22 protein-coding genes are annotated in these 23,725 nt (G+C 67.6%); 15 read left to right on the top strand and 7 right to left on the bottom strand.

Features of this window, described 5'->3' with window-relative positions; all coding sequences use genetic code 11:
• Positions 1–8: 8 nt before the first annotated feature.
• Together DFO47_RS20360 and DFO47_RS20355 are read right to left on the bottom strand one after the other, a co-directional pair.
• On the bottom strand, positions 9–1,091 hold the full coding sequence (locus DFO47_RS20360; protein WP_133832832.1) for an iron ABC transporter permease: 1,083 nt from the start codon (positions 1,089–1,091) through the stop codon (positions 9–11).
• Positions 1,092–1,101: 10 nt separating this feature from the next.
• Positions 1,102–2,190, bottom strand: coding sequence for an iron-siderophore ABC transporter substrate-binding protein (locus DFO47_RS20355; RefSeq protein WP_133832831.1), 1,089 nt, complete (start codon positions 2,188–2,190; stop codon positions 1,102–1,104).
• Positions 2,191–2,554: 364 nt separating this feature from the next.
• Here DFO47_RS20355 and DFO47_RS20350 point away from each other — a divergent pair, with 364 nt between their 5' ends.
• Complete coding sequence (locus DFO47_RS20350; protein ID WP_026265190.1) at positions 2,555–3,049, top strand: FBP domain-containing protein; 495 nt, start codon at positions 2,555–2,557, stop codon at positions 3,047–3,049.
• 42 nt (positions 3,050–3,091) lie between these two features.
• On the opposite strand, the gene DFO47_RS20345 is transcribed toward DFO47_RS20350, so the two are convergent.
• From DFO47_RS20345 to DFO47_RS20335, 3 genes are read right to left on the bottom strand one after another with little or no spacing between them, the layout of a single operon-like run.
• Positions 3,092–6,571, bottom strand: a complete 3,480-nt coding sequence (locus DFO47_RS20345) for an ATP-binding protein (RefSeq protein WP_133832830.1) — start codon at positions 6,569–6,571, stop codon at positions 3,092–3,094.
• On the bottom strand, positions 6,568–7,407 hold the full coding sequence (locus tag DFO47_RS20340) for a DUF4194 domain-containing protein (protein ID WP_018763929.1): 840 nt from the start codon (positions 7,405–7,407) through the stop codon (positions 6,568–6,570). The genes DFO47_RS20345 and DFO47_RS20340 overlap by 4 nt, the downstream gene beginning before the upstream one ends.
• Positions 7,400–8,857: a DUF3375 family protein gene (locus tag DFO47_RS20335; protein WP_133832829.1), complete on the bottom strand. Its 1,458-nt coding sequence runs from the start codon at positions 8,855–8,857 to the stop codon at positions 7,400–7,402. Before DFO47_RS20335 ends, DFO47_RS20340 begins: the two co-directional genes overlap by 8 nt.
• 248 nt (positions 8,858–9,105) lie before the next feature.
• Between DFO47_RS20335 and DFO47_RS20330 the strand changes: the two genes are divergently transcribed.
• The 3 genes from DFO47_RS20330 to DFO47_RS20320 all read left to right on the top strand — a co-directional run bounded on the left by DFO47_RS20330 (position 9,106) and on the right by DFO47_RS20320 (position 12,372).
• Positions 9,106–9,408: a hypothetical protein gene (locus DFO47_RS20330; RefSeq protein ID WP_018763927.1), complete on the top strand. Its 303-nt coding sequence runs from the start codon at positions 9,106–9,108 to the stop codon at positions 9,406–9,408.
• A gap of 62 nt (positions 9,409–9,470) precedes the next feature.
• The gene (locus tag DFO47_RS20325; RefSeq protein WP_133832828.1) at positions 9,471–11,471 is read left to right on the top strand and encodes an acyl-CoA dehydrogenase family protein; all 2,001 of its coding nucleotides are present in this window, start codon (positions 9,471–9,473) and stop codon (positions 11,469–11,471) included.
• A 64-nt stretch (positions 11,472–11,535) separates the two neighbouring features.
• Positions 11,536–12,372, top strand: a complete 837-nt coding sequence (locus DFO47_RS20320) for a TIGR04086 family membrane protein (RefSeq protein ID WP_018763925.1) — start codon at positions 11,536–11,538, stop codon at positions 12,370–12,372.
• Positions 12,373–12,393: 21 nt separating this feature from the next.
• Here DFO47_RS20320 and DFO47_RS20315 read toward each other — a convergent pair whose 3' ends face one another.
• The gene (locus tag DFO47_RS20315; RefSeq protein ID WP_133832827.1) at positions 12,394–12,795 is read right to left on the bottom strand and encodes a YchJ family protein; all 402 of its coding nucleotides are present in this window, start codon (positions 12,793–12,795) and stop codon (positions 12,394–12,396) included.
• A gap of 163 nt (positions 12,796–12,958) precedes the next feature.
• Here DFO47_RS20315 and DFO47_RS20310 point away from each other — a divergent pair, with 163 nt between their 5' ends.
• From DFO47_RS20310 to DFO47_RS20290, 5 genes are all read left to right on the top strand, one after another.
• Positions 12,959–13,606, top strand: coding sequence for a hypothetical protein (locus tag DFO47_RS20310; RefSeq protein ID WP_166651774.1), 648 nt, complete (start codon positions 12,959–12,961; stop codon positions 13,604–13,606).
• A gap of 40 nt (positions 13,607–13,646) precedes the next feature.
• Positions 13,647–14,651 carry an aldo/keto reductase family protein gene (locus DFO47_RS20305; protein WP_133832825.1) on the top strand — a complete coding sequence of 335 codons (1,005 nt, stop codon included), beginning with the start codon at positions 13,647–13,649 and terminating at the stop codon, positions 14,649–14,651.
• A complete protein-coding gene (locus DFO47_RS20300; RefSeq protein WP_133832824.1) occupies positions 14,652–15,512 on the top strand; it encodes an SDR family oxidoreductase in 861 nt (286 codons plus the stop codon). It begins immediately after the preceding gene.
• Between the two features lie 108 nt (positions 15,513–15,620).
• A complete protein-coding gene (locus tag DFO47_RS20295; protein ID WP_243835575.1) occupies positions 15,621–16,733 on the top strand; it encodes a sulfite oxidase in 1,113 nt (370 codons plus the stop codon).
• A 35-nt stretch (positions 16,734–16,768) separates the two neighbouring features.
• The gene (locus tag DFO47_RS20290) at positions 16,769–17,152 is read left to right on the top strand and encodes an RNA-binding S4 domain-containing protein (protein WP_018763919.1); all 384 of its coding nucleotides are present in this window, start codon (positions 16,769–16,771) and stop codon (positions 17,150–17,152) included.
• Between the two features lie 16 nt (positions 17,153–17,168).
• Here the strand turns inward: DFO47_RS20290 and DFO47_RS20285 are convergent, their stop codons facing one another.
• Positions 17,169–17,675, bottom strand: coding sequence for a hypothetical protein (locus DFO47_RS20285; protein ID WP_166651773.1), 507 nt, complete (start codon positions 17,673–17,675; stop codon positions 17,169–17,171).
• A gap of 88 nt (positions 17,676–17,763) precedes the next feature.
• Between DFO47_RS20285 and DFO47_RS20280 the strand changes: the two genes are divergently transcribed.
• From DFO47_RS20280 to DFO47_RS20255, 6 genes are all read left to right on the top strand, one after another.
• Entirely contained in the window at positions 17,764–18,645 is an 882-nt protein-coding gene (locus DFO47_RS20280; protein ID WP_133832822.1) for a cytochrome c oxidase assembly protein, read from the top strand.
• A 102-nt stretch (positions 18,646–18,747) separates the two neighbouring features.
• Entirely contained in the window at positions 18,748–19,365 is a 618-nt protein-coding gene (locus DFO47_RS20275) for a uracil-DNA glycosylase (RefSeq protein WP_018763916.1), read from the top strand.
• Between the two features lie 246 nt (positions 19,366–19,611).
• The gene (locus DFO47_RS20270) at positions 19,612–20,247 is read left to right on the top strand and encodes a DedA family protein (RefSeq protein WP_018763915.1); all 636 of its coding nucleotides are present in this window, start codon (positions 19,612–19,614) and stop codon (positions 20,245–20,247) included.
• A 42-nt stretch (positions 20,248–20,289) separates the two neighbouring features.
• Entirely contained in the window at positions 20,290–20,997 is a 708-nt protein-coding gene (locus tag DFO47_RS20265) for a FadR/GntR family transcriptional regulator (protein ID WP_109864271.1), read from the top strand.
• A 30-nt stretch (positions 20,998–21,027) separates the two neighbouring features.
• Complete coding sequence (locus tag DFO47_RS20260) at positions 21,028–22,104, top strand: asparaginase (RefSeq protein WP_133832821.1); 1,077 nt, start codon at positions 21,028–21,030, stop codon at positions 22,102–22,104.
• Between the two features lie 7 nt (positions 22,105–22,111).
• A complete protein-coding gene (locus tag DFO47_RS20255; protein ID WP_018763912.1) occupies positions 22,112–23,527 on the top strand; it encodes an aspartate ammonia-lyase in 1,416 nt (471 codons plus the stop codon).
• Positions 23,528–23,725: the final 198 nt, after the last annotated feature.

Raw genomic sequence — 23,725 nt, 5'->3', positions numbered from 1 at the left:
GTGGACCCTCACAGCCCGGCTCCCTTCCCGCGGCGGATCAGCCAGACGAAGACCGGGGCGCCGACGAGGGCGGTCATGATGCCGGCCGGGACCTCGCCGGGTAGCAGCACCACGCGCCCGATGATGTCTGCCGCGAGCAGCAGCGCCGGAGCGGCCACCAGGGAGAAGGGAAGGATCCAGCGGTAGTCCGGACCGGTGAGGAAACGGACGGCGTGCGGCACCACCAGGCCGACGAAGCCGATGGGTCCCGCCAAAGCCGTGGCCGTACCGCACAGCAGGACGATTCCCAGTGCGGTCACGGCACGGGCGGCGCCAACACGCTGTCCAAGCCCGCGGGCGGTGTCGTCGCCCAGGGCCAGGCTGTTGAGGATCCTGCCGCTCAACAGCACAATGAGTGCGCCTGCGGCCAAAAAGGGCAGGCCGGGAAGCAGCACGGACCAGTCCCTGCCGGCGATTCCGCCGACCTGCCAGAACCGGAACCTGTCCAGGGTGTCCTGGCTGGAGACCAGGATGACGTTCATGAGGGAGGAGAGCCCGGCGCTCAGGGCAGCCCCCGCAAGCGCGAGCTTGACCGGCGTGGCGCCTTCCCGGCCCAGCGATGCGATGAGATACACCAGGACGGCGGCGGTTGCGGCGCCGATGAAGGCGAACCAGATGTATCCGGAAAAGCCGGTTACGCCGAAGACGTAGATGCCGGTCACCACCGCCAGGGCTGCACCGGCGTTGACGCCGATGATGCCGGGATCGGCCAGCGGGTTGCGGGCAACTCCTTGCATGGCCGCGCCGGCCAGCCCCAGGGCGCCGCCGGCCAGCAGGCCAAGGAGAGTCCGCGGAATCCGCGCCTGGACCACGGCATGGTCCCCGTTCGCGGGATCGAACGCTGCCAGCGCCTGCCACACCGTGCCGAGTGGAACATCCCGGGCACCCACCGCCAGCGATGCCCCGGCCATGAGTACCAGCACGACGACGGCGGCAGCCAGCCAGGCGGTGCGCTTCCTTTCCGGGGCGTTGCCGCGGAGGGGAGCGGCCGACGCCCGGGCCGGCACCCGGGTGCCGGCGTCCGCCGCGGGACGTGCCGTCGTCGTACTCATGGCGCTGGACCTACTTCACTGCATCCGCTGCGCCGGCGAGCTGCGGCAGGAAGGTGTCCAGGGACCACGGCAGGCTCAGCGGCGAGGATGCCGAGATGGAAAGGGTCAGGGTGTTGTCCGAATCGGCCACCAGGGCGCCGTTTTTGATGGCGGGGATCTGGCCCAGCAGGGGGTCGGCCTTGATGGCGTCCGTGGTGGAGGCGTCGGGGACCCAGGTGACGAAGATGTCCGAGGCCAGCTCGTTGGCTTTTTCCGCGGACCACGGGATGTAGAACTCCTTGGAGCCCTTGGAGTTCTCTGCCACCACCGGTGCCAGGGTCATGCCGATTTCGGTGAGGAACCGGGGACGGTTGTCGTTGGCCGTGTAGACGTTCACGCCGTCACCCTTGGCGGGCTCGAGGTTGCCGTAGATGAAGCTCTTGCCGGCGATCTGCGGGTACTTGGCGACCTTGTCCTTGACGGTGGCTTCGGTGTCCGCCACCAGTTGTGCTGCCTGCGCTTCCTTGCCCAGGGCTTTGCCGATGATGGTGGTTGAGTCCTGCCAGGAGGTTCCGTACGCCACCTGGGGGTGGGCCACCACGGGGGCGATCTCGCTGAGCTTCTTGTAGTCCTCCTCGGTGAGGCCCGAGTAGGCGGCGAGGATGACGTCGGGGCTGAGCTTGGCGATCTCGGTGAAGTTGATGCCGTCGGCTTCGGAGTACTGGACCGGCGCTTTGGCCGAACCGAATCCGGCACCCAGTTGTTCCAGGGCGGCGTCCTTCCACGGGGTGGAGCCTTTGCTGTTGCCGCCCCATTCGTTCTTGGGGACGCCGACGGGCACCACGCCCAGGGCGATGGCGACGTCGTCGTTTACCCAGGAGACCGTCGCCACCCGGGTGGGCTGCTTCTCGATGGTGGTGCTGCCGAACACGTGCTCGATGGTGACCGGGAACGCCGTGCTGCCGCCGGCGCTGGTGGCGTCGGTTACGGAGGCGGCGGGGCCGGTGGAGCAACCAGAGAGCGTGAGCGCAGCTGCGGCGAGGATGGCTGCCGCTTTACCGGTGGAGGAGAAGAGGCTCCGGCGGGTGGGGAGGGGACCAGGGAAAAGGGGGGACGTCACGGGGCTCCTTCAAGGGGGCGGATGAAAACTTATGTAAGGCTAACCTATGTAAATCATCATTACGCAACATTTTTGTCACCTAATCCAGGCTGGGTGACCAACGCCACATCCACGTGCCGTTCCTTGGACAGTTGGCTCCCAATTTGGCAGGATGGCCTTGCCGGGCCGGACGAAGCCGCCCGGAACGCTGAACAAACGCTGAACATCGGACAGGACAACAGGAAATGCGCATGCAGAGGGCTATCACGGCCGCCGCTGCCATGGAGAGCGGGGTGGCCGCTTTGGCCTGCTCCGCGGAGACTGACTGACTCCCCTGTTACCCTTGGCCCGGATCCGGGCCGCCCACTGCTACGAAAGTTCAGCCATGCAATCAGTCACGCCCCAGCAAATCCGCTCATCCTTCGTCAACGCCAGCCGCTCGGAAGCGGCGAAACTGACGCTGCCCAAAAACTTCGATTCCCTCGACTGGGACAGCCTTGAGTTCCTGGGCTGGCGGGACGGAAAGATGCCGCTGCGCGGTTACCTGGTGGTCCCCGGTCCGAAAGGCCTCACCGGAATCATGCTCCGGGCCCCCGAGGGAGGCGTCCGGAAGAACCGTTCCGTGTTGTGTGAACTCTGCCGGGACGTCTTCTCCAAGGAGGACGTCCTGCTCTGGGTCGCCAAGCGCTCGGGCCAGTCGGGGCGCGACGGCAACACCGTCGGCACCCTGATCTGCGCCGACTTCCTCTGCTGCGGCAACGTCCGCAGGGAACCGCCGGCCAACGAGATCAACCCGGACCCCGCCGTCGTCGTGCAGCGCCAAATCCAGGGGCTGCAGGACCGCACGGCCCAGTTCCTGGCCAGGGTTCAGTCCAAGTAACCAGTGCAGTCCAGGTAACCGGCGCACTCCACGTGCTGCCGGTTACCGCAGGACGATATCCACCGGGTTCGCCTCGGACCGCCAGGCGCCTTCTTTCCCCGGGCGGGGGCGGATGACCGGTGCGGTCAGGACGCCGGAACGGTTGGTGCGTTTGTCACGCAGGATTTCGGTCACGGAGCCCAGGTGCCGGGACAGGTCGATCACGTTTTCGGGCGCAGCCAGCAGCAGCTGGAACCCGAATTCGTGCATCGCCTTGATCCCGGCTCCGGCGAACTCCTCGGACGCGAGCACGAAGGCCTCGTCCATCATCACCGTGCCGTAGGTGGTGAAACCCTGCTCGGCAATTCCCAGCTGGTAGCTCAGGGCGGCGGCCATGATGAACGCCGTGAACCGCTGCCGCTCGCCACCGGACATCGATCCGGTGTCGGCGTGCATGAACACTTCTGTCTTCCTGCTGCCGCCCTTCTTTCCCGAGGTGGGGGCGGCGACTTCGCGGTGTTCCTTGCACTGGATGAACAGGTGGCCGCGGACGTCCAGGACCTCGGCGCGCCAGCGCCGGTCCTCCGGCGCCTGCGACCCCAGCCGCTTGACCAGCGTCTCAAGGGACTTGTAGCGGGCGGTGAGCTCGGCGTCGTCGTCCCTGTCCGGACCGGAACCGTCTGAGCGGCCTGCCTCCGCCTTCGCGGGCCGGGTGTGCCGTGCCTTCAGCGCGTTCTGGATGGCGTCCTTGAACTGCTTGGCAGTGGGCGGCAGCGTCTGTTTGATGTCCAGTTCCAGGTAGCTGCCCTCATGGAAGTTGACCTGGGACAGGATGCCGTTCAGCGGGAGGATGCGGCTGGTGATGGAGCGCCGTTCCTCGTCCAGCAGGTGCAGCAGGGTGCTGAAGGACTCGTGCGTGCGCTGGTTGAAGAACTGCCGGAACTCGGCCTCCTGCGCGGGCAGGCCGTCATTCACGATCGCGTGGTAGCGGGACTCAAACTCGCTGGCCGCGCCAATGCTGGTTCCGTGGTCGGCAGAAATGGCGCTGCCCCACTCCCGGACGAAGCCCTCGAAGATGCGGGTGAGGCGCTCGGCCGTGGCCTGTCCCCGCGACTCGGCTGCGTGCAGTTCGCCCAGCAGGACCGTCCGTACCCGGTTGGCCAGGTTGTCCAGTTCATGCATTTCGGTCACGTCGCCGAATTCCGCGAAGTGCGGTTCGAGCGCTGCCTCAGTGGCGTCCGACGGCGGTGCCTGGGCCAGGCGGACGCGCGCGGCTTCGAGCAGCGCGTCCGCGCCCGTCAGCTGGCGGTCCAGGGCCTTGTATTCGCTTTGCAGGACTGCTGCCGACTCGGTGCTGGACTGGTGTTTCTGCCGGACCTCCTCGATGGTGGCGCGGAGCGGTTCCAGGTCCGCTTGGGCGGCCAGGGCATCCTTGAGCCGCTGCTCGATCCGGGCGAGCTCGTCCGCCGCGACAGCCGCGGACACTTGTTCCCACGGGCGGTCGTCCTCGGCGATGCGGCGCAGGGCATCGAGCTGGCGGCTCATGCCCTGGTGCGAGTCCTCGCGGCTCTGGGCCAGTTCTGCGGCCTTGGCCACTTCCTGCCGGAGGTCCTCCACCTGGCCGGCAACGAGTTCGAGCTTGGCGGCGTTGTCGAAACCGAGCACGTAGTCCTGGCGGCTGGTGAAGCGGTCGTCCTTCTCCACCGTGTGCCGGTTCCGCTTGACCACGCCGCCCAGGCTCAGGCCCTTCTCCAGGGCTGCGAGTTCGTCCGGATCCTCGACGCACGGGTAGGCAAAGTCCAGTGCGATCCGCTCGCGGACCCATTCGCCGGCCTCGGCCACCGCACCGGCGGCGAGGATGTCCAGCTTGGCCAGCAGGTCGCCGTCGCGCACGTCCTCCACGGCGAGCGCGCCGCCTGCCAGCGGCTTGGAGACGTCCACCGCCCGCAACGCGCCGCGGACGTTATGGTCGTTGAGGTACCGGGTCACGGCACCGAAGTGCTCCCCCGGCACCAGCAGGGTGGTGGCCAGGCTCCGGAGCGCCCGCTCCGCTGCCGGGCGCCACCGCTCCTCGCCTTCGGCGAGGTCCATGAGCTCGCCTGCGAACGGCATCCGGTCCTCCGGGATCCCCGTGGCGGCGGCGATCGCGGCGCGGTTTTCAATGCTCGACGGCGGCAGGAGGGATTTGCGCGTTTTCAGCGACAGGAGTTCCTGCTCGGCGGCCGCAAGCTCCCGTTTGCGGGTGGCATGGGCGTCGAACGCCTCGAACCGGAGCTCCTGCAGGGCCTGTGAATCGTCCTTCAGCTCGGCCGACCTCGCCGCCGCCTGTTCGTGCGCCTGCTCCCAGCCGGCCGCGCTCCACTCAAGCTGCAGCCCGGCGTCGGACAAGGCCTGCTGGGCCGCCTCTTCCACCTGGCGGCGAAGCTTCAGCCCCACCCGGGCGTTCTCCAGGGACTGCTCGATCGCCGAGATGGCGTTGCCGCCCTGGTTGTTGTAATCGGTCTCCAGCTGCCGAAGCTCCTTGGCCAGGCCGTCACGGACCGCACGTTCGGCGCCGAGCTCCTTGGCCTTCGCCTGCGCCAGCTCACGGAACCGGACCAGGGTTTTCTGGTGGACCTCGACCGCCAGCTTCTGCTTGTAGGCCTCGAACTCCTCCCCCACAAGGTCCCTCAGCCGGTTCGCGTCCAGCAGGGACTGCGCGTATTCACGGTTCAGTCCCGGCACCGGGGCCAGCTGGTCGCGCTGCTGCCGGACGTCCTCCAGCCGCTGGCGGATGGACATCAGGTTGCTGAACTCCTCCACCACGTCATCCGCGGCGGCCAATGTTGCAGGGGCATCCAGCACCTGGTCGCGGAAAAACGTGTTGACGCTGCCGCCCAGCCCCTTCCCTGCCTGGATGACGCGCAGCAAAGGCAGCGCCTGGTCCGAGCTGATTCCCAGCAGCCGGCGGAACCGTTCAGCGAACGCCTTGTGGACATCGAACACCTGCGCGTGCGGGAAGATCGTTTCCAGTGCGCCCTTGGTGAAGCGCTTGTCCGCGATGCCTTCCACGGCTTCCAGGTCCAGCGGCACGTTGTCAATCAGGTAGAACCGGCCCACGCTGGACTCGGTCCCGTTCTTGGGCAGGTCGAACAGCGCCGAGACCGTCACCCGGGTGCCGGCGGCGTTGTCGAACGTCAGCGCGACGGCGGACCAGGTGGCACCCGGGCGCTGGAACGCACTCGCCGAGCCGTCCCCCACGGCCTTGTCCCCCACCTTGCCGCGCATATAGGTGAAGGTGGTGCGCTTGTCCTCCACCGCACCGCCGGAACGCTGCGCCGCCGCCTCGTTGGACCGCGGCCGCGCATCGAACACCCGCAACATGGCATCGAACAACGTCGACTTGCCCACGCCGGAGTTACCCGTCAGCAAGGTGCCGTTCCGGTCCACATGCATGGTGTGCGCGCCGTGGAACGTCCCCCAGTTGACCACCTGCACCAAGGCAAGCCGCATCTGGCCCGGGTTGGTCACGTCCCCGAGCGGGAGCATGCTTGCGATGGTCACTTGGTCACCTCATTCGTGGTTTCTGACGCCTCGTCACCATTGGCAGCGTCGTCCTCTGCTCCATCCTCGGCACCTGTCTCAGCGTCACCGTCAAGATCCAGGAGCGGTTCAGTTCCTGACTGGTCCGCGGACGCCGCCACCAGCGCTTCGATGTGGGCCGGGATGTCGCCGATGTTTTCGAACGGCAGCGCCAAGGGCAGGGCGTTGGAGATGGTGTAGACATCCTCCAGGCCCGTGGGGAGCAGGAGCTGGCGGGCCAGGAGCTTGGTGATGGCACGGGTCACCACATCCGAATCGCGGAGGGCGTCCTGCTGGCCCGCCGGCTGGTAGTGCGCCACCAGGTCCGTGATCTCCTCCCGGGTGATGGTGGGGTCCGTCTGGGCGGTGACGTGCCGGTCCAGGAGCAGCCGGAGCCGGAGCAGGACGATGGTTTCAACCCGGCTCAGCGCGCGCTGCTGGCGCAGGATGCTGGACCGGGTGCTGCCGCCGATGACCTCCGGGTCGACGGGACGGAGGACGGCGATCTTCCGCTCATGGTCCAGCTGCAGGGTGAGGAACAGCTCGGAGAGGCGGCTCCGCAGGATCAACTGGTTGTCCAGCAGCACCGTCCACAGCTTCTCGTCACGGCCGCCGTCGATGTACGGGCCCTTGAGGAGCTTGACCAGCGCCTGCCGCACCTTCATCGGCAGCACGCCGGTATCGCCGGGGAACAGGGCTGCGCCGTCCACGAAGGTGTCCCGGGGGGAGACCACTCCGGGGGTGGGGCTCGACGACACCGGGGTTTCGACCGGCTCAGCCACCGGCTCGTCCAGCGGTGTCGTGATTTCCTCAGTCATCTGAATCCTTTGCGAGCGTGACCACGGGCAGGTAGGCCCTGCGGGTGGAACCGTCTATCTGTTCGAAGTCCAGGCCGTCCCAGGCCCCGCGGTTGAAGTCGGCACCCCGGTGCAGGGCTTCGGAGAGGAGGGCGCGAATGGTGTTGATGTGCTGCTCCCCGGGGGGCAACTGCTGCCAGGCGTCAGCGAGCGTTGCAGCCCCCGCCATGGCCGCGCGGACCACCGCGGGCTTGGCTTTGCCGGTCCTCGGCGAGCGCACCCGGTCCGAGTCCGTGAAGGCGATGGGATCGGCCAGGCGGGGCGGAGCCGCGAACTCGTCGGGATCGAACAGCTTCACCATGGACAGCGACTCGAAGCCCGCGTTGTACAGGACCGGGCCAGGCACCAGGCCGGGGCGTTCACGCTCGTACGGCAGCGACCGGATGGCCTGCTCCGCCTCCCGCAGCACCTGCCGGAGCCGGACCGACTGGCGGAAATCGTCACTCTGGACGTACGTGTTGAGGCTCTCGCTGAGCTTGCCGTAGATGCGCTGGATCTGGCTGTGCTGCTGCCGGAGCTCCGCCACCAGGTTTTTCAGGGTCTCCCGGTCCTCGGGTGAGAGGTCGTCGGCGAACTGGCGGCTCAGGACTTCGCCGATGGCGGACCGGAACCGGAGCTGCTGCTGCGGGTCCTCCAGGAAGGCGGTGAAGGACCGGAACGTCCGGCCCTCCGGGCTCTGGCGGAGCCGTTTGTCCGCCTCCAGCACCTGCGCCATGGTGGCGCCCTTGGTCAGCGACTCCTCAATGATCTGGTTGCGCAGGCCGCCCACCAGTTCCTCGATCCTGTCGCGCATCTTCTTGTAGTCCGCGGGCAGGCTGGCGGCCAGGTCCAGGATGTTCCCGGCGGCCTCCACTGCCTCGTCATCGTCCAGGAGGCCGTCGAACTCGCCGATGCTGATGTCCTCGATGAGCTGCTGCCGCTCCTCGATTTCCTCTTCCAGGGCCTCCAGGCGCGCACTCTGGTCCGGGTTGGTTTCGTTGGCGAGCTTCTCCACGTCCCCCAGCAGGGTGCCCAGCCGGGAACCGTTCAACGTGGACCGTTCGCTGGAGAGGCTGTCCAGGAAGGCCAGCACGCGCGCTGCCGGTTCGGTGACCTCGTACACGATCTGGCCTGACTGGTTGCGGCGGGTCAGGAACTGCCGCCGGGTCCACTCGTCGCCGAAGGATTTTCCGTTGGCCCCTCCGCCCAGCCCGGGTTCCTGGCGCCGCAGCTCCTCAAGGAACGAGTCGACGTCGGCATGGAATTCCTCCAGGGGCAGCTGCGGCCGGGTGCGGGTGAAGGAAGCCTGCAGCACCGCGATCACCCACGGCGCCGAACGCGTCAGCGCCCAGGCGGGTCCCTTGGTGAGGAGTTCGAGGTCCCGAAGCCGGGCGCTGATGGCATCAGCGGATGACCTGGCGGAGCGGGGCACGCACTCTCCTTGGGTTCGGGTGGCGGGGGCGGCAGCGGGGGTGGACCGGAAAACTGCCAACTACAAGGTTAACGCAGGCCGCCGCGACCACTCCGTGACCTACCTCCGGGTAGTGTCTCGATCCCGTATCAACAGCCCCTCCAGCCCCACCCGCCTCTGGCTGGCGGCGGGACTGTCCCCCTACGCTTCAGCTACTGGTCTTCACCACAGCAGTCTTTCGCCACCGCAACGCCGCAGCAGGGGGATTCATGCAGTTCGATCTGAGCACAGTGGAAACAGCCACCTTGGTTTTCATCGGGACGCTGGTGTTCGGCGCGGTCCTGGCCGGATTCGTCCTGGCCGCCGGGCTGGTCGCCCTGGTGGTGCTGGGCGCCGGAAAGCTCACGTGGACGGTGCTGTCCACCACGCTCCTGGCAGTGGTCCACGGAATCAACGCCGGGTGGGACAGGCTGGTCCACCGTGCGGCCGCCGTCGATCTGTCCGGCGATTTCCAGGGGCAAACGGCCCCTGGCACGGGAACCTACCCGCGGGTAATCTTGAGTGACAGCTGAAGGGTTCTCCAACCCGGCGGATCCATGGCTACACCGGCCATTCCGGCCCGAGGAGATAACCCATGAGCTCCGCAACTGACAGCCAGGCCAAAGACGCCCCGGCTGAGGAAATCCCCGTTCCGGCCGGCAACATCGGGGCCGGAGCCACCGCCGAAGATGCCAGGGCCGTCGCAGAGGCCGCCCGCGAAACCGGCTGGGACCGCCCCAGCTTCGCCAAAGGCCTCTACCTGGGCAGCTTCGACCTCGGCCTGGTCCACCCCTGGCCGGCCGCCGATCCGGCGTCCGTGGAAAAGGGCGAGGCCTTCATGGCCCGCCTGACCGAATACGCCAAGTCCATGTCCGGGCGGATCATTGAACGGGACGCAAAGATTCCTGACGAGTACATCAGGGACCTGGCCTCCCTGGGCGTCTTCGGCATGAAGATCCCGGAGGAATACGGCGGCCTGGGCCTCTCACTGGTGTACTACGGCCGGGCGCTTGCCCTTCTCGGCAGCGTCCATCCCAGCCTGGGAGCGCTCATCTCCGCCCACCAGTCCATCGGCGTTCCGGAGCCGGTCAAGGTCTTCGGCACGCCCGCGCAGAAACGCGAATACCTTCCCCGCTGCGCTGCCGGCGCCGTCACGGCGTTCCTTCTCACGGAACCGGACGTCGGCAGCGATCCCGCCCGGATGGGCAGCACGGCAACGCCAACGGACGACGGCGAGGCGTACCTCCTGGACGGCGTGAAGCTGTGGACCACCAACGGCGTGATCGCCGAACTGGTGGTGGTGATGGCCCTGGTTCCCGCCCACACCGACGCCGCAGGCACCACCCACAAAGGCGGCATCAGCGCCTTCGTGGTGGAGATGGACTCGCCCGGCATCACGGTGGAGCACCGGAACGCCTTCATGGGCCTGCGCGGCATCGAAAACGGCGTGACCCGTTTCCACCAGGTGCGGGTTCCCGCCGCGAACCGGCTGGGCCGCGAGGGCCAGGGCCTGAAGATCGCCTTGACCACCCTGAACACCGGCCGCCTGGCGCTGCCGGCGCTGTGCGTGGCTTCGGGGCGTTGGAGCCTGAAGATTGCCCGCGAATGGTCCAACGCCCGCACCCAGTGGGGCCGGCCCGTGGGCGAACACGAGGCCGTGGGCAAGAAGATCGCGTTCATCGCGGCGTCCGCCTTCGCCTTGGACGCGGTCTTTGAACTCGCCGCCGAACTGGCGGACGCCGGGCAGAAGGACGTCCGCATCGAAGCCGCGCTCGCCAAACTCTGGGCCACGGAGATCAGCTGCCGGATCGCGGACGAGTTGGTGCAAATCCGCGGCGGCCGCGGATTTGAAACGGCCGAGTCGCTGGCGGCCCGGGGCGAACGAGCGGTACCGGCCGAGCAGCAGTTGCGCGACATGCGGATCAACCGGATCTTCGAGGGGTCTTCCGAGATCATGCGGTTGCTTATTGCCCGGGAGGCCGTGGACGCGCATCTGGCAGCCGCGGGCGACCTCGCGTCCCTCGATGCGAGCCTTGCCGATAAAGCCAGGGCCGCCGTCGGCGCCTCCGGTTTCTACGCAAAATGGCTGCCCAAGCTGGTGGCGGGCGCCGGCATGGACCCGCGCTCCTACAGCGACTTCGGCCGGCTGGCCAAGCACCTGCGCTTCGTGGAACGCTCCTCGCGCCGGCTGGCACGGCAAACCTTCTACGGCATGGGCCGGTGGCAGGCAAAGCTGGAGCGGAAGCAGGCCTTCCTGGGCCGCATCGTGGACATCGGCGCCGAACTCTTCGCCATGACCGCATGCTGTTCCCGCGCTGAAATGCTGCTTCGCACCTCCCCCGGTACGGCCGCGGGCGCCTACGAACTTGCCGATGCCTACTGCGAGCAGGCAAAAGTGCGGGTGGACGAGTACTTCGACCAGTTGTGGAGGAACACGGACGACGCCGACCACGCGCTGACCCGCAAGGTCCTCGCCGGCGATTACACCTGGCTGGAAGCCGGCGTGCTTGACCAGTCCGAGGGGACCGGCCCGTGGATCGCCGATGCCTCTGCCGGGCCGTCCAGGAAGGAAGACCTGCACCGCAAATACCGGTAAAACCGCAGGTCACGAAATAATAAGCACGCTTGCTATCAGTGGGGGCGGGTGGTTGAGTTAGTTCATGAGCAGCTCAACGGACCCAGAGAACCTGCCTCCCCGCCACGCCCGGGAGGATGAGACCTCCCGCCGCGGCAACCCCCGCGCGGACGCAGCGGAGGATCCCGCCACACGGTCGATCGACCAGGCACCGGCCCGCCCGCGCGAGCGGGAACGCGACCGGGACTACGGCGCCGCCCCGTCCGCTGAGCGGGAGTACCGCCCTGCCCCCGCTACTGCTGCGGCACCCGTGGTGGACCCGGCGCTCGCGGACAGGGAAACCGCCGTCGCCCGCCAAAAGGAACGGTTCGGCGGCATCAAAGCCGGCTCTGCGTTCTTCGGCTGGCTCACCGCCACCGGAATGGCCGTGCTGCTGACTGCATTGGTTGCTGCTGCCGGGACCGCTGTGGGGCTGGCCAACAACACGGACGTCAACGCGGCCGTGAACCAGGCCGCGCAGAACAGCGGCACCGTGGGGCTGGTGGGCATCATCGTCCTGCTGGTGATCCTGTTCCTCTCCTACTATTGCGGCGGTTACGTCGCCGGGCGGATGGCGCGCTTCAACGGCGCAAGGCAGGGTCTCATGGTGTGGATCTGGGCCCTGATCGCGGCCGTCGTGGTCGCCATCCTCGGCCTCGTGGCGGGTCAGCAGTTCAACGTCCTGGCCAACCTCAACAGCTTCCCGCGGATCCCCGTCAACGAGGGCCAACTGACCACCACCAGCATCATCGCAGCCGTGGTGGTGGCGGCTGTGGCCCTGGTGGGCGCCGTCCTCGGCGGCCTTGCGGGGATGCGGTTCCACCGCAGGGTCGACCGTGCCGGTTTCACCCCGGACAGCGAGTACTACGACGACGGCGAGTAGCCCGCAGGCGGCGCGCCGCTGCTAGGGGGACAGGATGTCGCCGTCCACATAGAGCCACCGGCCGCCTTCGCGGACAAACCTGCTGGCTTCATGGAGAACCCCGCGGTCCGCACCGTGCCGGTAATAGGCCTTGAACTCCACAGTCCCTTCGGTGTCGAACGGGCCGCCCTGGCTGGTGGCAACGATGTCCAGGCGCCGCCACTGCATGGCCGGATCCAGGTCGAGGCCGGCCGGGACCGTTGACGGATGCTGGGTCCGGAGCAGGTAGGCCTCATCCAGCCGGGCAAACGCGCTGTAGCGGGACCGCATCAGCTGCTCCGCGGTTGAAGCTTCCGCCGTACCGGAATGGAACCTGCCACAGCACTCGGCGTACTGTTCGCCGGACAGGCACACACAGTTCGCGGACTCATTCGATTCGGTCATCCGGTGATGCTGTCACATCGGGTAACAGCTTCGCTACAACCCTGTCCACGCCACCGCGCCCGGCGGCATGGGACGCCAAAAATCCGTATGGTTGAGAAGGAGCTTGCCCCTGGCGCTGTGCGCCGGCAGCGGGCCCGGGATGTTGGTGGAAAGGAGTGATGACGTGGAGCAACCGGACACTCTGGTCCTCAACCTGACCTTCTTCGGCACCATGGGCGTAGCCCTCCTGATGTTCCTGGTCCTCTTCCTTCTCGGGGTGCTTACCTTGGTCCTTGCCGGCGTGGGCCGTCTGGCGGGCATCGTGGTGATGGCCCTGTTCGGAAAGGGCCCCCGGAAGGGCAGTGCGCTGTTAATGGCGGCACGGAGCGAAAGCCCGGAGGGCCGCCCATCCTGGCGGGAACGTGCAGCCGCCGTGAAGCCGGCACGGCTCAGGGAGTCGCTGCGCACCGTCGTCGTACGCCACCCCAAACTTGCCGCGGCCCGGGCCGAGCCGCCTGTCCTGGCCGAAGACTGGGCCTCAGCCGTGGCCGAAGCCGACAAACGCGCCGAGGCCAGGTCACGGGCCGCCGCGCCCGAAATCAAGCTCTCGGTGCGGGACCTTCCGGACCCGGCGGCGCCCGCCGACAAGGTTGCCCAGGTAGCCCCACTGGTGGAATCCGCCCTGCACAACCACCGGCCGCCGCACGAACTGCCGAGGTCCTTCAAGAAGCCCGTGCCGCCGCATCCGGTGCCGCCGCTGGACACCGGGTCCCTCGTTTCGCTCGCAGGCCCGAAGCAGGTCCTCAAGGGCAAAGCGCCGGAGAACCGCTAAGCCCTTACCCTGAGCAACCAACTGGGTTAGCGTGAAACCCATGGAATTCAGATACCTCGGAAACAGCGGCTTCAAAGTCTCGGAAATCACGTTCGGCAACTGGCTGACGCACGGCTCGCAGGTGGAAAACGACGTTGCCACCCAATGCGTGCGGGCAGCCCTCGACGCCGGCATCAGCTCTTTCGACACCGCGGATGTCTATGCAAACACCGCAGCGGAAACCGTCCTGGGCGAGGCCTTGAAGGACGAGCGGCGCGAGTCCCTGGAAATCTTCACCAAGGTCTTCGGCCCCACCGGCCCCAAGGGCAAGAACGATTTGGGGCTCTCCCGCAAACACATCATGGAATCCATCAACGGGTCCCTGCGCCGGCTGCAGACGGACTACGTGGACCTCTACCAAGCCCACCGCTACGACTTCGAGACGCCGCTGGAAGAGACCATGCAGGCGTTCGCGGACATCGTCCGGCAAGGCAAGGCGCTCTACATCGGCGTCAGCGAGTGGACCGCCGACCAGCTCCGTGAAGGGCACCGGCTGTCCAAGGAACTCGGCTTCCAGCTCATCTCCAACCAGCCCCAGTACTCCATGCTGTGGCGGGTCATCGAAGCGGAAGTGGTCCCGGCGTCGGAAGAGCTGGGGGTATCCCAGATCGTCTGGTCGCCCATGGCCCAGGGCGTCCTCAGCGGCAAGTACCTTCCCGGCCGGCCGGCCCCGGAAGGCAGCCGCGCCACCGATGAAAAGGGCGGCGCCAAGATGATTGAGCGGTGGATGCGCGACGACGTCCTGGCCGGCGTGCAGGACCTGAAGCCGATTGCCGCCGAAGCCGGCCTGACCATGCCGCAGCTCGCCGTTGCGTGGGTCCTCCAGAACCCGAACGTGGCGTCCGCCATCGTGGGTGCGTCCCGGCCGGAACAGATCGCGGACACCGTTGCGGCGGCAGGAGTGAGGCTGGATGCCGAGGTCCTCAAGGAGATTGACGACGCCATCGGCGGCCTGGCCGAACGCGACCCGGCCCAGACCAAGTCGCCCGCCACCCGGGAAGCCTGAATGGCCGCCCCGGGCGATCTTCCCGAGCTGGCGGTCACCGGATCCACCGGAGGCCTGGGCGGCATGCTGGCGCGGCAACTTGCCGGGTCCGGATTCGCGCAGCGGCTGTTGGTGCGCGACCCGGCCCGGGCGCCGGAACTGGCAGGGGCCTCCGCCGTGGTGTGTTCCTACGGCGACGGTGCGGCGTCCCGGCAGGCCCTGGATGGAGTGAAGCTCCTGTTCATGGTCTCCGCTGCCGAGGCCGAGGACCGGCTGCAGCAGCATTATGCGTTCGTGGACGCAGCCGCTGACGCGGGAGTCCAGCATGTGGTGTACACGTCCTTCTACGGCGCCGCGCCGGATGCCACGTTCACCCTGGCCCGGGACCATTACGCCACGGAGGAGCGGATCAAGGCCTCCGGTATGGACTTCACGTTCCTCCGGGACAACTTCTACCTGGACTTCCTGCCGCTCATGGCCGGAGAGGACGGCGTGATCCGCGGCCCCGCCGGTGACGGCGTGTTTTCCGGGGTGGCACGGGAGGATGTGGCCCGCTCCGCCCACGCAGTGCTCCGCGACCCGGCGATCCACAAGGGAATGACCTACAACCTGACCGGGCCGGAAGAACTGACCATGGCGCAGGCCGCCCGGGTGCTGAGCGACGGAACCGGACGGACCGTCAGCTACCACCCGGAGACAGTGGAGGAAGCCTACGCCTCCCGGGCGTCCTACGGCGCTCCGCAATGGCAGCTGGACGCATGGGTGAGTACGTACACGGCCATGGCGGCCGGCGAAATGGCAGGGCTTTCACCTGACGTGCACGGCTTGACCGGCCAGGACCCCATCAGCCTGGCCGAGTTCCTGACGCGGCCCGTCCTGTAGCGCTCCGCTCCCCGGTCCGTGGGCTGTTGACGGACCGGGGATCCCGGCGTAGACCAGTGGCTAGGCGCCGCCACCCCGGCGGAGCACGGCCCACAGAATCCCGGCGCCATGACACAGACCAGAGAACACAGCCAGCCACCGGCCGCGGAAGCCCCGCCGGTATCCGCGGGCCCGTCGGAGGGTCCCCTTACTCCCGAGGAACTGCAGCTCTCCGCCCGCAACCATTCAATGCCGCTGGAAGCGCTGAGCCGCGACCTCACGCCTCCCGGGCTGCACTACGTACTCACGCATTTCGATATCCCGGACATCCAGGCCACCTCCTGGCACCTGCGGATCCGGGGTGCGGTGGAACGGGCCCTGGAGCTGAACCTCGCAGCCCTCCGCAGGGCCCCGGCCATCACCGTCCCGGTCACCCTTGAGTGCGCGGGCAACGGCAGGTCGCTGCTGGAGCCGCGGCCCCTCAGCCAGCCGTGGGTGCTGGAAGCGGTGGGCACGGCGCAATGGACCGGTGTTCCGCTGGCCTATCTCCTGGATAAGGCGGGAATACTGCCCGGCGCCTTGGAAGTGGTCTTCACCGGCGCGGACGCGGGTGTTCAAGGCGGCGTCCCGCACCGCTTCGCACGCAGCCTTCCGGTCCGCGAAGCCCTGCGTCCCGACGTCGTCCTTGCCTACGCCATGAACGGCGCCGAACTGCCGCCGCAGCATGGGTACCCGCTGCGGCTGGTGGTTCCGGGGTGGTACGGGATGGCCAGCGTCAAGTGGCTGGAGTCGATCGAAGTGGCCAGGGAGCCGTTCACCGGGTTCCAGCAGCAGTCCGCCTACCGGTACCAGGCCACCGCGGACGACGCCGGCAGGCCGGTTTCGAGGATCAGGGTGCGTTCGCTGATGGTTCCGCCGGGTATCCCGGACTTCTTCACCCGCAGGCGGTTTGTCCGCCCAGGCCCGGTCATGTTGCAGGGCCGCGCCTGGTCGGGGGAAGGTGCCGTGGCCGGCGTCGAGGTGGCCGTTGATGGCACGTGGCTGCCCGCCCGTTTGGACAAGCCCGCGGGCGGCTACGCGTGGCGGGGGTGGAGCATGACGTGGGAGGCCGCACCCGGTGAGCATGTCCTGGCCTGCCGCGCCACCGACACCACCGGTGCCACCCAGCCGCTGGAGCAGAACTGGAACTACCAGGGGATGGGCAACAACGTGGTGCAGCGGGTCACGGTCACGGTGGAGTGAAGCCGGCGGGCCCGGGGCTATACTCGGTGCCAATCATGACCAGCCTCCCTTCCTCCCCCGCCAGCGTCCGAATCGATGCGTGGTTGTGGGCCGTCCGCGCCTACAAGACACGGTCGGCCGCCACTGCCGCCTGCCGCGCCGGGCACGTCCGCCTCAACGGCAGTCCCGCCAAGGCTTCCGCGACGCTGGTCACGGGAGACACGGTGACGGTGCGCATGTCCGGGTACGAGCGCATCCTTGAGGTCCGGCGGCTGATCGCCAAGCGGGTGGGAGCCGAGGCCGCCTCCCACTGCTTTACGGACCACACTCCCCCGAGGCCCGTCCTACCGGCACTGGGGCTCCCGCAGCGCGACCGGGGTGCCGGGCGGCCCACCAAGAAGGACCGCCGGGAGATGGAGCGCCTCAAGGGACCGGCCTGACCCGTTCGCCCCTGGGTCAGCTTTTGGTCCGGGCCCGCACGAGGTTCGCATACGGCAGTTTCCCGTATTCCTCGACAAAGCCCGCGTGGTAATCCGCCTCGGCCTGGTTGAGGGATTCGGCGGCCATTTCCTTCCACGCAACCAGCAGCGCGCCCGCATCCCGGAGTTGCCAGATGAGCCGGCCGTCCCAGTGGCCCGGCGGCTTTCCGTGTCCGAAGTCCAGGAACTCCTGGACCTGCCGCCGTAGCCCGCGGTTGCCCTTGCTGCCCGGACCGGCTTTGCCGAGGTACAGGACGGATGCGGTGTCCAGCCAGGCCGCTCGAAGGTCCTGCACCGTCAGGGAGGGATCTTTCTTCTTGAAGACACCGGCGGTGCTCTTTGTCAGGAATTCCGGCTGGAACGTGTCGGGCGCCATCACGGCGAAAATACCCGTTCCCCGCGGGACCCGCATGACGTCAAGATCCTTCAGGGGCCGGAAGCCCAAGAAGCCGTCGTCTTTCAGGCCCTTCCTGGTGAACTGCATCCTCACATTGAACAGCATCCCGGCAGTGCAGCCCCGGTTTCCGGTAAACGCCCATCCTCCTCCCAGGAAGACTGGCTACCATTGCCGCGTGCCACCCCTTGAGATCCTTGTTTCCTCCTGGCGCCTGGACTGGGCCGCCACGGCTTTCGTCGTTGCGGCCGGAGTCCTCTACGGGTGGGGGATGCGTTCAGCCGGACGGAATGGCCACCGGTGGCCGGCCTGGCGCGCGGTGGCGTTCTACGTCCTGGGCCTTGGTACTTTCGTCATCCTGACCTGCGGTTTCACCGGCGTGTACGGCCCGCAGCAACGGTGGGCCTTCACCCTGAAGATTTCGCTGCTGCTCTTTGTGGTCCCACTGCTCATCGGCCTGGGCAAGCCGCTGACGCTTGCACGTGCGGCGTTGCCGGACCACGGAATTAGGGTCTTCGACGCCGTGCTCTCCAGCCGTCTGGTGCGGTTCGTCAGCAATTCATTCGGCGCACCCCTGCTGGGGCTGGCGCTCTTCTCCACTTTCCTCACCCCCGCCTTCTACACGCTGCGGACCAGCCCCGCGGCCGACGCACTGCTCACGCTCGGCGTCCCCCTGCTGGGCATGCTCATGGCACTGCCCATCATCGAAGAATCCAACTTCCAACGGTCCAGCGCCTACCTGACCCTGGAATTCATGTTCGTGTTCATTGAGCTGCTCATCGACGCCGTGCCCGGCATCCTCCTCAGCCTCAACGGCCAGGTCCTCGACCATGCACTGACCGTCCAGGATCCCCAGTGGTGGTTCCGGGACGCCCTCCAGGACCAGCAGTTCGCAGGGAATCTGCTCTGGTTCATCTGCGAGGTGGTGGACCTGCCGCTGATCATCCTTATGTTCATCCGCTTCTCGCGCAGCGACAAGCGGGAAGCCGTGGCTTTCGATGAACTGACCGACGAGCAGCTCGATGCGCTCCACAACCAGCACCTGCGGGGCCGCCACTAGGCTGGCCCCGGCCAAAAATCAAGTGTGCCCACCGCTCGCCGCGGAAGCGTAGAGTGACAGAGGACGCCTGATTCTGGACGCCTCGCTGCAAAGGGAGAAATCGTGACAATTGATTGGGACGAAAAAAAGGCCCTGCTACAGGAACCGAACATCGCGAAGGTGACCCAACTTTGCGAAGAACTGATGGAAAAGAAGCCCGGTTCCACCGTCCCCTACATCGACCCCGTGCATGACGAAGACGAGTGCAGAATCATCAGCCTCCAGGCCAGCCCGGGCAAGGGCACCGAATCCGGGTTCGTCTCGCTCTACAACGACGACGAGGCAGCGCGCCGCGCCACCCAGATCTACGAACTCGCCGAACTGGATCCGCAGTATGTCATGCCGTGGAACGCCTACCCCTGGATCCGCGACAGCGGCAGCCCGTCGGCGCTGAGCGTCCAGGAGAAAACCGACGGCCTGCGTCCCTTCCGCCAGTTCCTCAAGATCAATTCCCGGGTCTCTGCCGTCATCGCGCACGGCACGGACGCCTCGACGTTCCTGACTCTCTTCGAGAAGACCTACCACTCGTCGCTGAAGAACAGCGGCATCAAAATCTACAAGGCCTCCGCCCTCGGCGGCAGGGCCTTTGCTGTTTCAGAGGCCAAGCAGGAAGAACTCCTGGCCAAGAGCGTGGAAACCTACCGTGATGCCATGCAGCGGGCGGGCATCCAGCACCTCTAGGGTTGAATCAGCGCCGCCCACCGGCTTTCCGCCGGCAGCGATGAGCACGCCTGGCGGGACCAAACTGTCAGGGAATTTCCAGGCGCGAAGGCGCATACTCGTACGTACCTGACCGCCGGCCAAAGAAGGCTCTACCGTGACGTCCGCCCCCACCCGCCCGATCGGCGCTGCGCCCGCGGCACGTGCCGCGTCCCCCGTTCGCCGGTGCGGTGTTCAGCCCGGCGATGCGGGCCTGCGGTTGCTGCCATGACGGGGTTCATCGACGGCCTCATGAACGTCAGCCCCCTGGTGGCGTACATCGCGGTGTTCTGCCTCGTCTTTGCCGAGGACGCATTGTTCATCGGCTTCGTCATCCCGGGAGAAACCGCGGCCGTCCTGGGCGGAGTGGTGGCCAGCCGGGGCGAAGTCCAGCTGGGGGCGATGATGGCCCTGGTGGTCGCCGCCGCAATTGTGGGCGACAGCGTGGGATACGAGGTGGGCAAGCACCTGGGCAGCCGCATCCTGAAGACCAGGGCGCTGGCCCGGCACTCCGGAAAGCTGCAGAACGCCCAGGACCTGCTGCGCCGGCGGGGCGGCTCCGCCGTCTTCCTAGGGCGCTTCACCGCCTTCTTCCGGGCGGTCATGCCCGCCCTGGCCGGAACTTCGCGGATGCCGTACGGCCGCTTCCTTGCCTACAACGCGGCAGGCGGCGTGGTGTGGGGCATCGGCTTCGTCCTCCTGGGCTTCCTGGCCGGCAACTCCTATGAAGCCGTGGCCCAGGCAGCCGGCCGGGACATCGCCGTCGTCATCGCCGCGGTGGCGGTGGCCGCGCTTGTTGCCTGGCACTTCCGCTCACGGCGACGGCGGCAACACCACCGCGCCGCGGAGCAACGGCAGGACTAGGGAGGGCTTGACAGTGACTGTGACGGGTGCCATATTTAAGGCGTGAACCTGTCAGACAGCCGGACAGCAGGACAGCCTGCTTACCGTCCCCTTGCCCGGCTGAGCGCTGCCGAGGCGGTGTTCAACGCCCTCCGCGCGGACATCGAGTCCGGCACCCTCCCGGTGGGCAGCAAGCTCAGCTCGGAGGCCACACTGTCCCAGCAATACGGGGTCAGCCGCTCGGTCATCCGGGAAGCGCTCCGCTCCTGCACCGCCCTGGGCCTGACGGTTACCCGGACCGGCAAAGGCACGTTCGTCATTGCCGGCAAGGTGGCCAACGACCTGACCCTGGGGCAGTACTCGGCGCGGGACCTGACCGAGGCCCGCCCGCACATCGAGGTCCCCGCCGCCGGACTGGCCGCACAGCGGCGCACCCCTGAAGAACTGGATACCCTTCGCGACATCGTGGCGGCCATGGCCACGGAAACCGACCCCGAGTCCTGGGTGGCCCTGGACTCCTCCTTCCATGCCGCCATTGCCCGCGCCAGCGGCAACAAGGTCTTCGCCAGCGTGGTGACGGACATCCGTGATGCGCTGGCCCACCAGTCCGAAACGCTGAACATGGTGGCCGACCGCCAGCACGCCTCCGACGTGGAACACCAGCAGATCCTGGCCGCCATCGAGGCAGGCTCCGCGGACAAGGCCCGCGCCGCCATGGCCAACCACCTGGAAGCCGTGGGCGCCGCCCTGGACTCCATCCTCAACAATTAGACACATCCAACCAACCTTTCCAAGGACGCCATGCCATCCCCCGTGTTTTCCGCTGCCCGCACCGCTGCCCTGGGTGAGGCGGCCCTGCCGCATCACACCCCGCTGGTGGCCGCCGTCCGTGACGGCCTCGTGGAGAGCGTGCACTACGGCTCGGCAATCGCCCTCGCGGCTGACGGGTCCGTGGCGGCAACCGCCGGTGATCCCCAGGCCCCCTTCTACCCGAGGTCCGCGCTCAAGCCGCTCCAGGCCGTCGCCATGGTCCGGGCCGGCCTGGACCTTCCGGCCGACCTCCTGGCCCTCGCCGCCGCAAGCCACTCGGGCTCCGCGGCGCACCGCGACGGCACCCGGCGCATCCTCGATCTGCACGGGCTGGCCGCCACCGACCTTGAGAACAGCTCCGACCTCCCCTATGGCACCGCCGAACGTGAGGACTGGCTGCGCACCGGCGGCGCGCCCACGCAGACCACCCAGAACTGTTCCGGAAAGCACGCCGCCATGGCCGCGACCTGTGTGATCAACGGCTGGCCCGTCCGGGGCTACCTGGATCCCTCCCACCCGCTGCAGCAGCTCGTGGCGCGGACCGTCACCGAGCTGACGGGAGAGTCACCCGCTGCCCTGAGCACCGACGGCTGCGGCACCCCGTTGTTCGCCCTCACCCTGGGCAGCATGGCCCGCGCGTTCGGCCGGATCGCCCGGGCGGCGTCCCTTGCAGCCACGCACGACGACGGCGGGCCCGGCTCCGGAAGCGCGGAAGCCGCCGTCGGGATGGCCATGCAGCAGCACCCCGACATGGTTGCCGGTGAAGGCCGGGACGTCACCGACCTGATGCGGCTGCTCCCGGGGGCCGTGGCCAAGGACGGCTTCGAAGGCGTCCAGCTGGTGGGCCTGGCCAACGGCGGTGCAGCAGCCGTCAAGATTTCCGACGGCGGCGACCGCGCCCGGATGCCCGCCACCGTCCGCCTGCTGGATGCGCTGGGCGTGGACATCGAACCGTTCGCCGATATCGCCACCGCCCCCGTCCTGGGCGGCGGCCACCAAGTGGGGCAGTTGCTGGCCACCGATTTCCTGGATACCACCCCGTCCACGCCCGACAACGAAGCCCTGTGAGGACTCCATGACCATCATTGACACCGCCGCCGACGTCCGTTCCGAGCACGACCTGCTCGGCGACCGCGACGTACCGGCGAACGCCTACTGGGGCGTGCACACTCTCCGGGCCGTAGAGAATTTCCCCATCACCGGCCAAAAACTGTCCTCCAACATGCACCTGGTCCGCGGGCTCGCCGCCGTCAAGCTCGCGGCCGCACGGACCAACCGTGAACTCGGACTGCTGGACGCCGACCGCGCCGATGCCATCGAGCAGGCATGCCAGGACGTCATGGCCGGCCGGCTTGCCGACCAGTTCGTGGTGGACGTGGTCCAGGGCGGTGCCGGGACGTCGTCGAACATGAACGCCAACGAGGTCATCGCCAACCGTGCCCTGGAAATCCTCGGCCACCCCAAGGGCGACTACGCCAGGCTGCACCCGAACGACCACGTCAACCTCAGCCAGTCCACCAACGACGTGTACCCCACGGCCGTGAAGCTGGGCACCATCTTTGCCGCCCGCGAGCTGCTGGCCGCACTCGAAGAACTCGAGGACGCCTGCGCCGCCAAGGCCATGGAGTTCCGCACCGTGGTCAAGATGGGCCGCACGCAGTTGCAGGACGCAGTCCCCATGACCTTGGGCCAGGAGTTCGGCAGCTACGCCGTCACCATCGGTGAGGACCGGCTCCGCCTGGCGGAGGCCGAACTGCTGATTCATGAGATCAACCTCGGCGCCACCGCCATCGGCACCGGCCTGAACGCCCCGGCGGGTTACGCCGACGCGGCCTGCCGGCACCTGGCGGAGATCACCGGCCTGCCGCTGGTCACCGCCGTCGACCTGATTGAAGCCACCCAGGACGTGGGGGCCTTCGTGCACCTCTCCGGCGTGCTCAAGCGTGTTGCGGTCAAACTGTCCAAGATCTGCAACGACCTGCGCCTGCTCTCGTCAGGACCCCGCGCCGGCTTCGGCGAGATCAACCTTCCCGCCGTCCAGTCCGGCTCCTCGATCATGCCCGGAAAGATCAATCCGGTCATCCCCGAAGTGGTCTCCCAGGTGGCCTATGAGGTCATCGGCAACGACGTCACCATCACCATGGCCGCCGAAGCCGGGCAGCTTCAGCTCAACGCCTTCGAACCGATCATCGTCCACAGCCTCCACAAGAGCATCTCCCACCTGGAAGCCGCCTGCCGCACCCTCACGGCCCGCTGCATCAGAGGGATCACCGCCAATACCGAACACCTGCGCCGTACCGTGGAGCAGTCCATCGGCCTGGTCACCGCATTGAATCCCCACCTCGGCTACGCCACCGCCACCGCCATCGCGCAGGAAGCACTTGCCACCGGCAAGGGCGTGGCTGAACTGGTCCTCGAGCACGGGCTCCTCACCGATGCCCAGCTCCAGGACCTCCTCAGCCCCGAACGCCTGGCAAACCTCAGCAAGTAGTCCCCCTCCGCCCTCTGGCCCCGCAAGCCCGGCCAGGGAACCAGGCGGCCGTGGGCCCCCCACATCCCCGAAGGACACTCCCATGACAAATTCCCCCCTTCCAGACCATGTAATTGATGGTGGTCACGCGCATGCGTCCGAGACTTCCCTGCACGCGGAGGACAAGGGTTACCACAAGAACCTCAAGCCGCGGCAGAT

The organism is Arthrobacter sp. AG258, assembly GCF_004364695.1.
In the GTDB taxonomy this organism is placed as follows: domain Bacteria; phylum Actinomycetota; class Actinomycetes; order Actinomycetales; family Micrococcaceae; genus Arthrobacter.
This window is presented reverse-complemented; position numbering and strand designations above follow the sequence as displayed.

Coding starts and splice junctions, on each gene's coding strand:
- DFO47_RS20360 (WP_133832832.1), bottom strand. CDS start 1,091: ATGAGTACGACGACGGCACGTCCCGCGGCGGACGCCGGCACCCGGGTG.
- DFO47_RS20350 (WP_026265190.1), top strand. CDS start 2,555: ATGCAATCAGTCACGCCCCAGCAAATCCGCTCATCCTTCGTCAACGCC.
- DFO47_RS20340 (WP_018763929.1), bottom strand. CDS start 7,407: ATGACTGAGGAAATCACGACACCGCTGGACGAGCCGGTGGCTGAGCCG.
- DFO47_RS20330 (WP_018763927.1), top strand. CDS start 9,106: ATGCAGTTCGATCTGAGCACAGTGGAAACAGCCACCTTGGTTTTCATC.
- DFO47_RS20325 (WP_133832828.1), top strand. CDS start 9,471: ATGAGCTCCGCAACTGACAGCCAGGCCAAAGACGCCCCGGCTGAGGAA.
- DFO47_RS20320 (WP_018763925.1), top strand. CDS start 11,536: ATGAGCAGCTCAACGGACCCAGAGAACCTGCCTCCCCGCCACGCCCGG.
- DFO47_RS20315 (WP_133832827.1), bottom strand. CDS start 12,795: ATGACCGAATCGAATGAGTCCGCGAACTGTGTGTGCCTGTCCGGCGAA.
- DFO47_RS20305 (WP_133832825.1), top strand. CDS start 13,647: ATGGAATTCAGATACCTCGGAAACAGCGGCTTCAAAGTCTCGGAAATC.
- DFO47_RS20300 (WP_133832824.1), top strand. CDS start 14,652: ATGGCCGCCCCGGGCGATCTTCCCGAGCTGGCGGTCACCGGATCCACC.
- DFO47_RS20295 (WP_243835575.1), top strand. CDS start 15,621: ATGACACAGACCAGAGAACACAGCCAGCCACCGGCCGCGGAAGCCCCG.
- DFO47_RS20290 (WP_018763919.1), top strand. CDS start 16,769: ATGACCAGCCTCCCTTCCTCCCCCGCCAGCGTCCGAATCGATGCGTGG.
- DFO47_RS20285 (WP_166651773.1), bottom strand. CDS start 17,675: ATGCAGTTCACCAGGAAGGGCCTGAAAGACGACGGCTTCTTGGGCTTC.
- DFO47_RS20270 (WP_018763915.1), top strand. CDS start 19,612: ATGACGGGGTTCATCGACGGCCTCATGAACGTCAGCCCCCTGGTGGCG.
- DFO47_RS20260 (WP_133832821.1), top strand. CDS start 21,028: ATGCCATCCCCCGTGTTTTCCGCTGCCCGCACCGCTGCCCTGGGTGAG.
- DFO47_RS20255 (WP_018763912.1), top strand. CDS start 22,112: ATGACCATCATTGACACCGCCGCCGACGTCCGTTCCGAGCACGACCTG.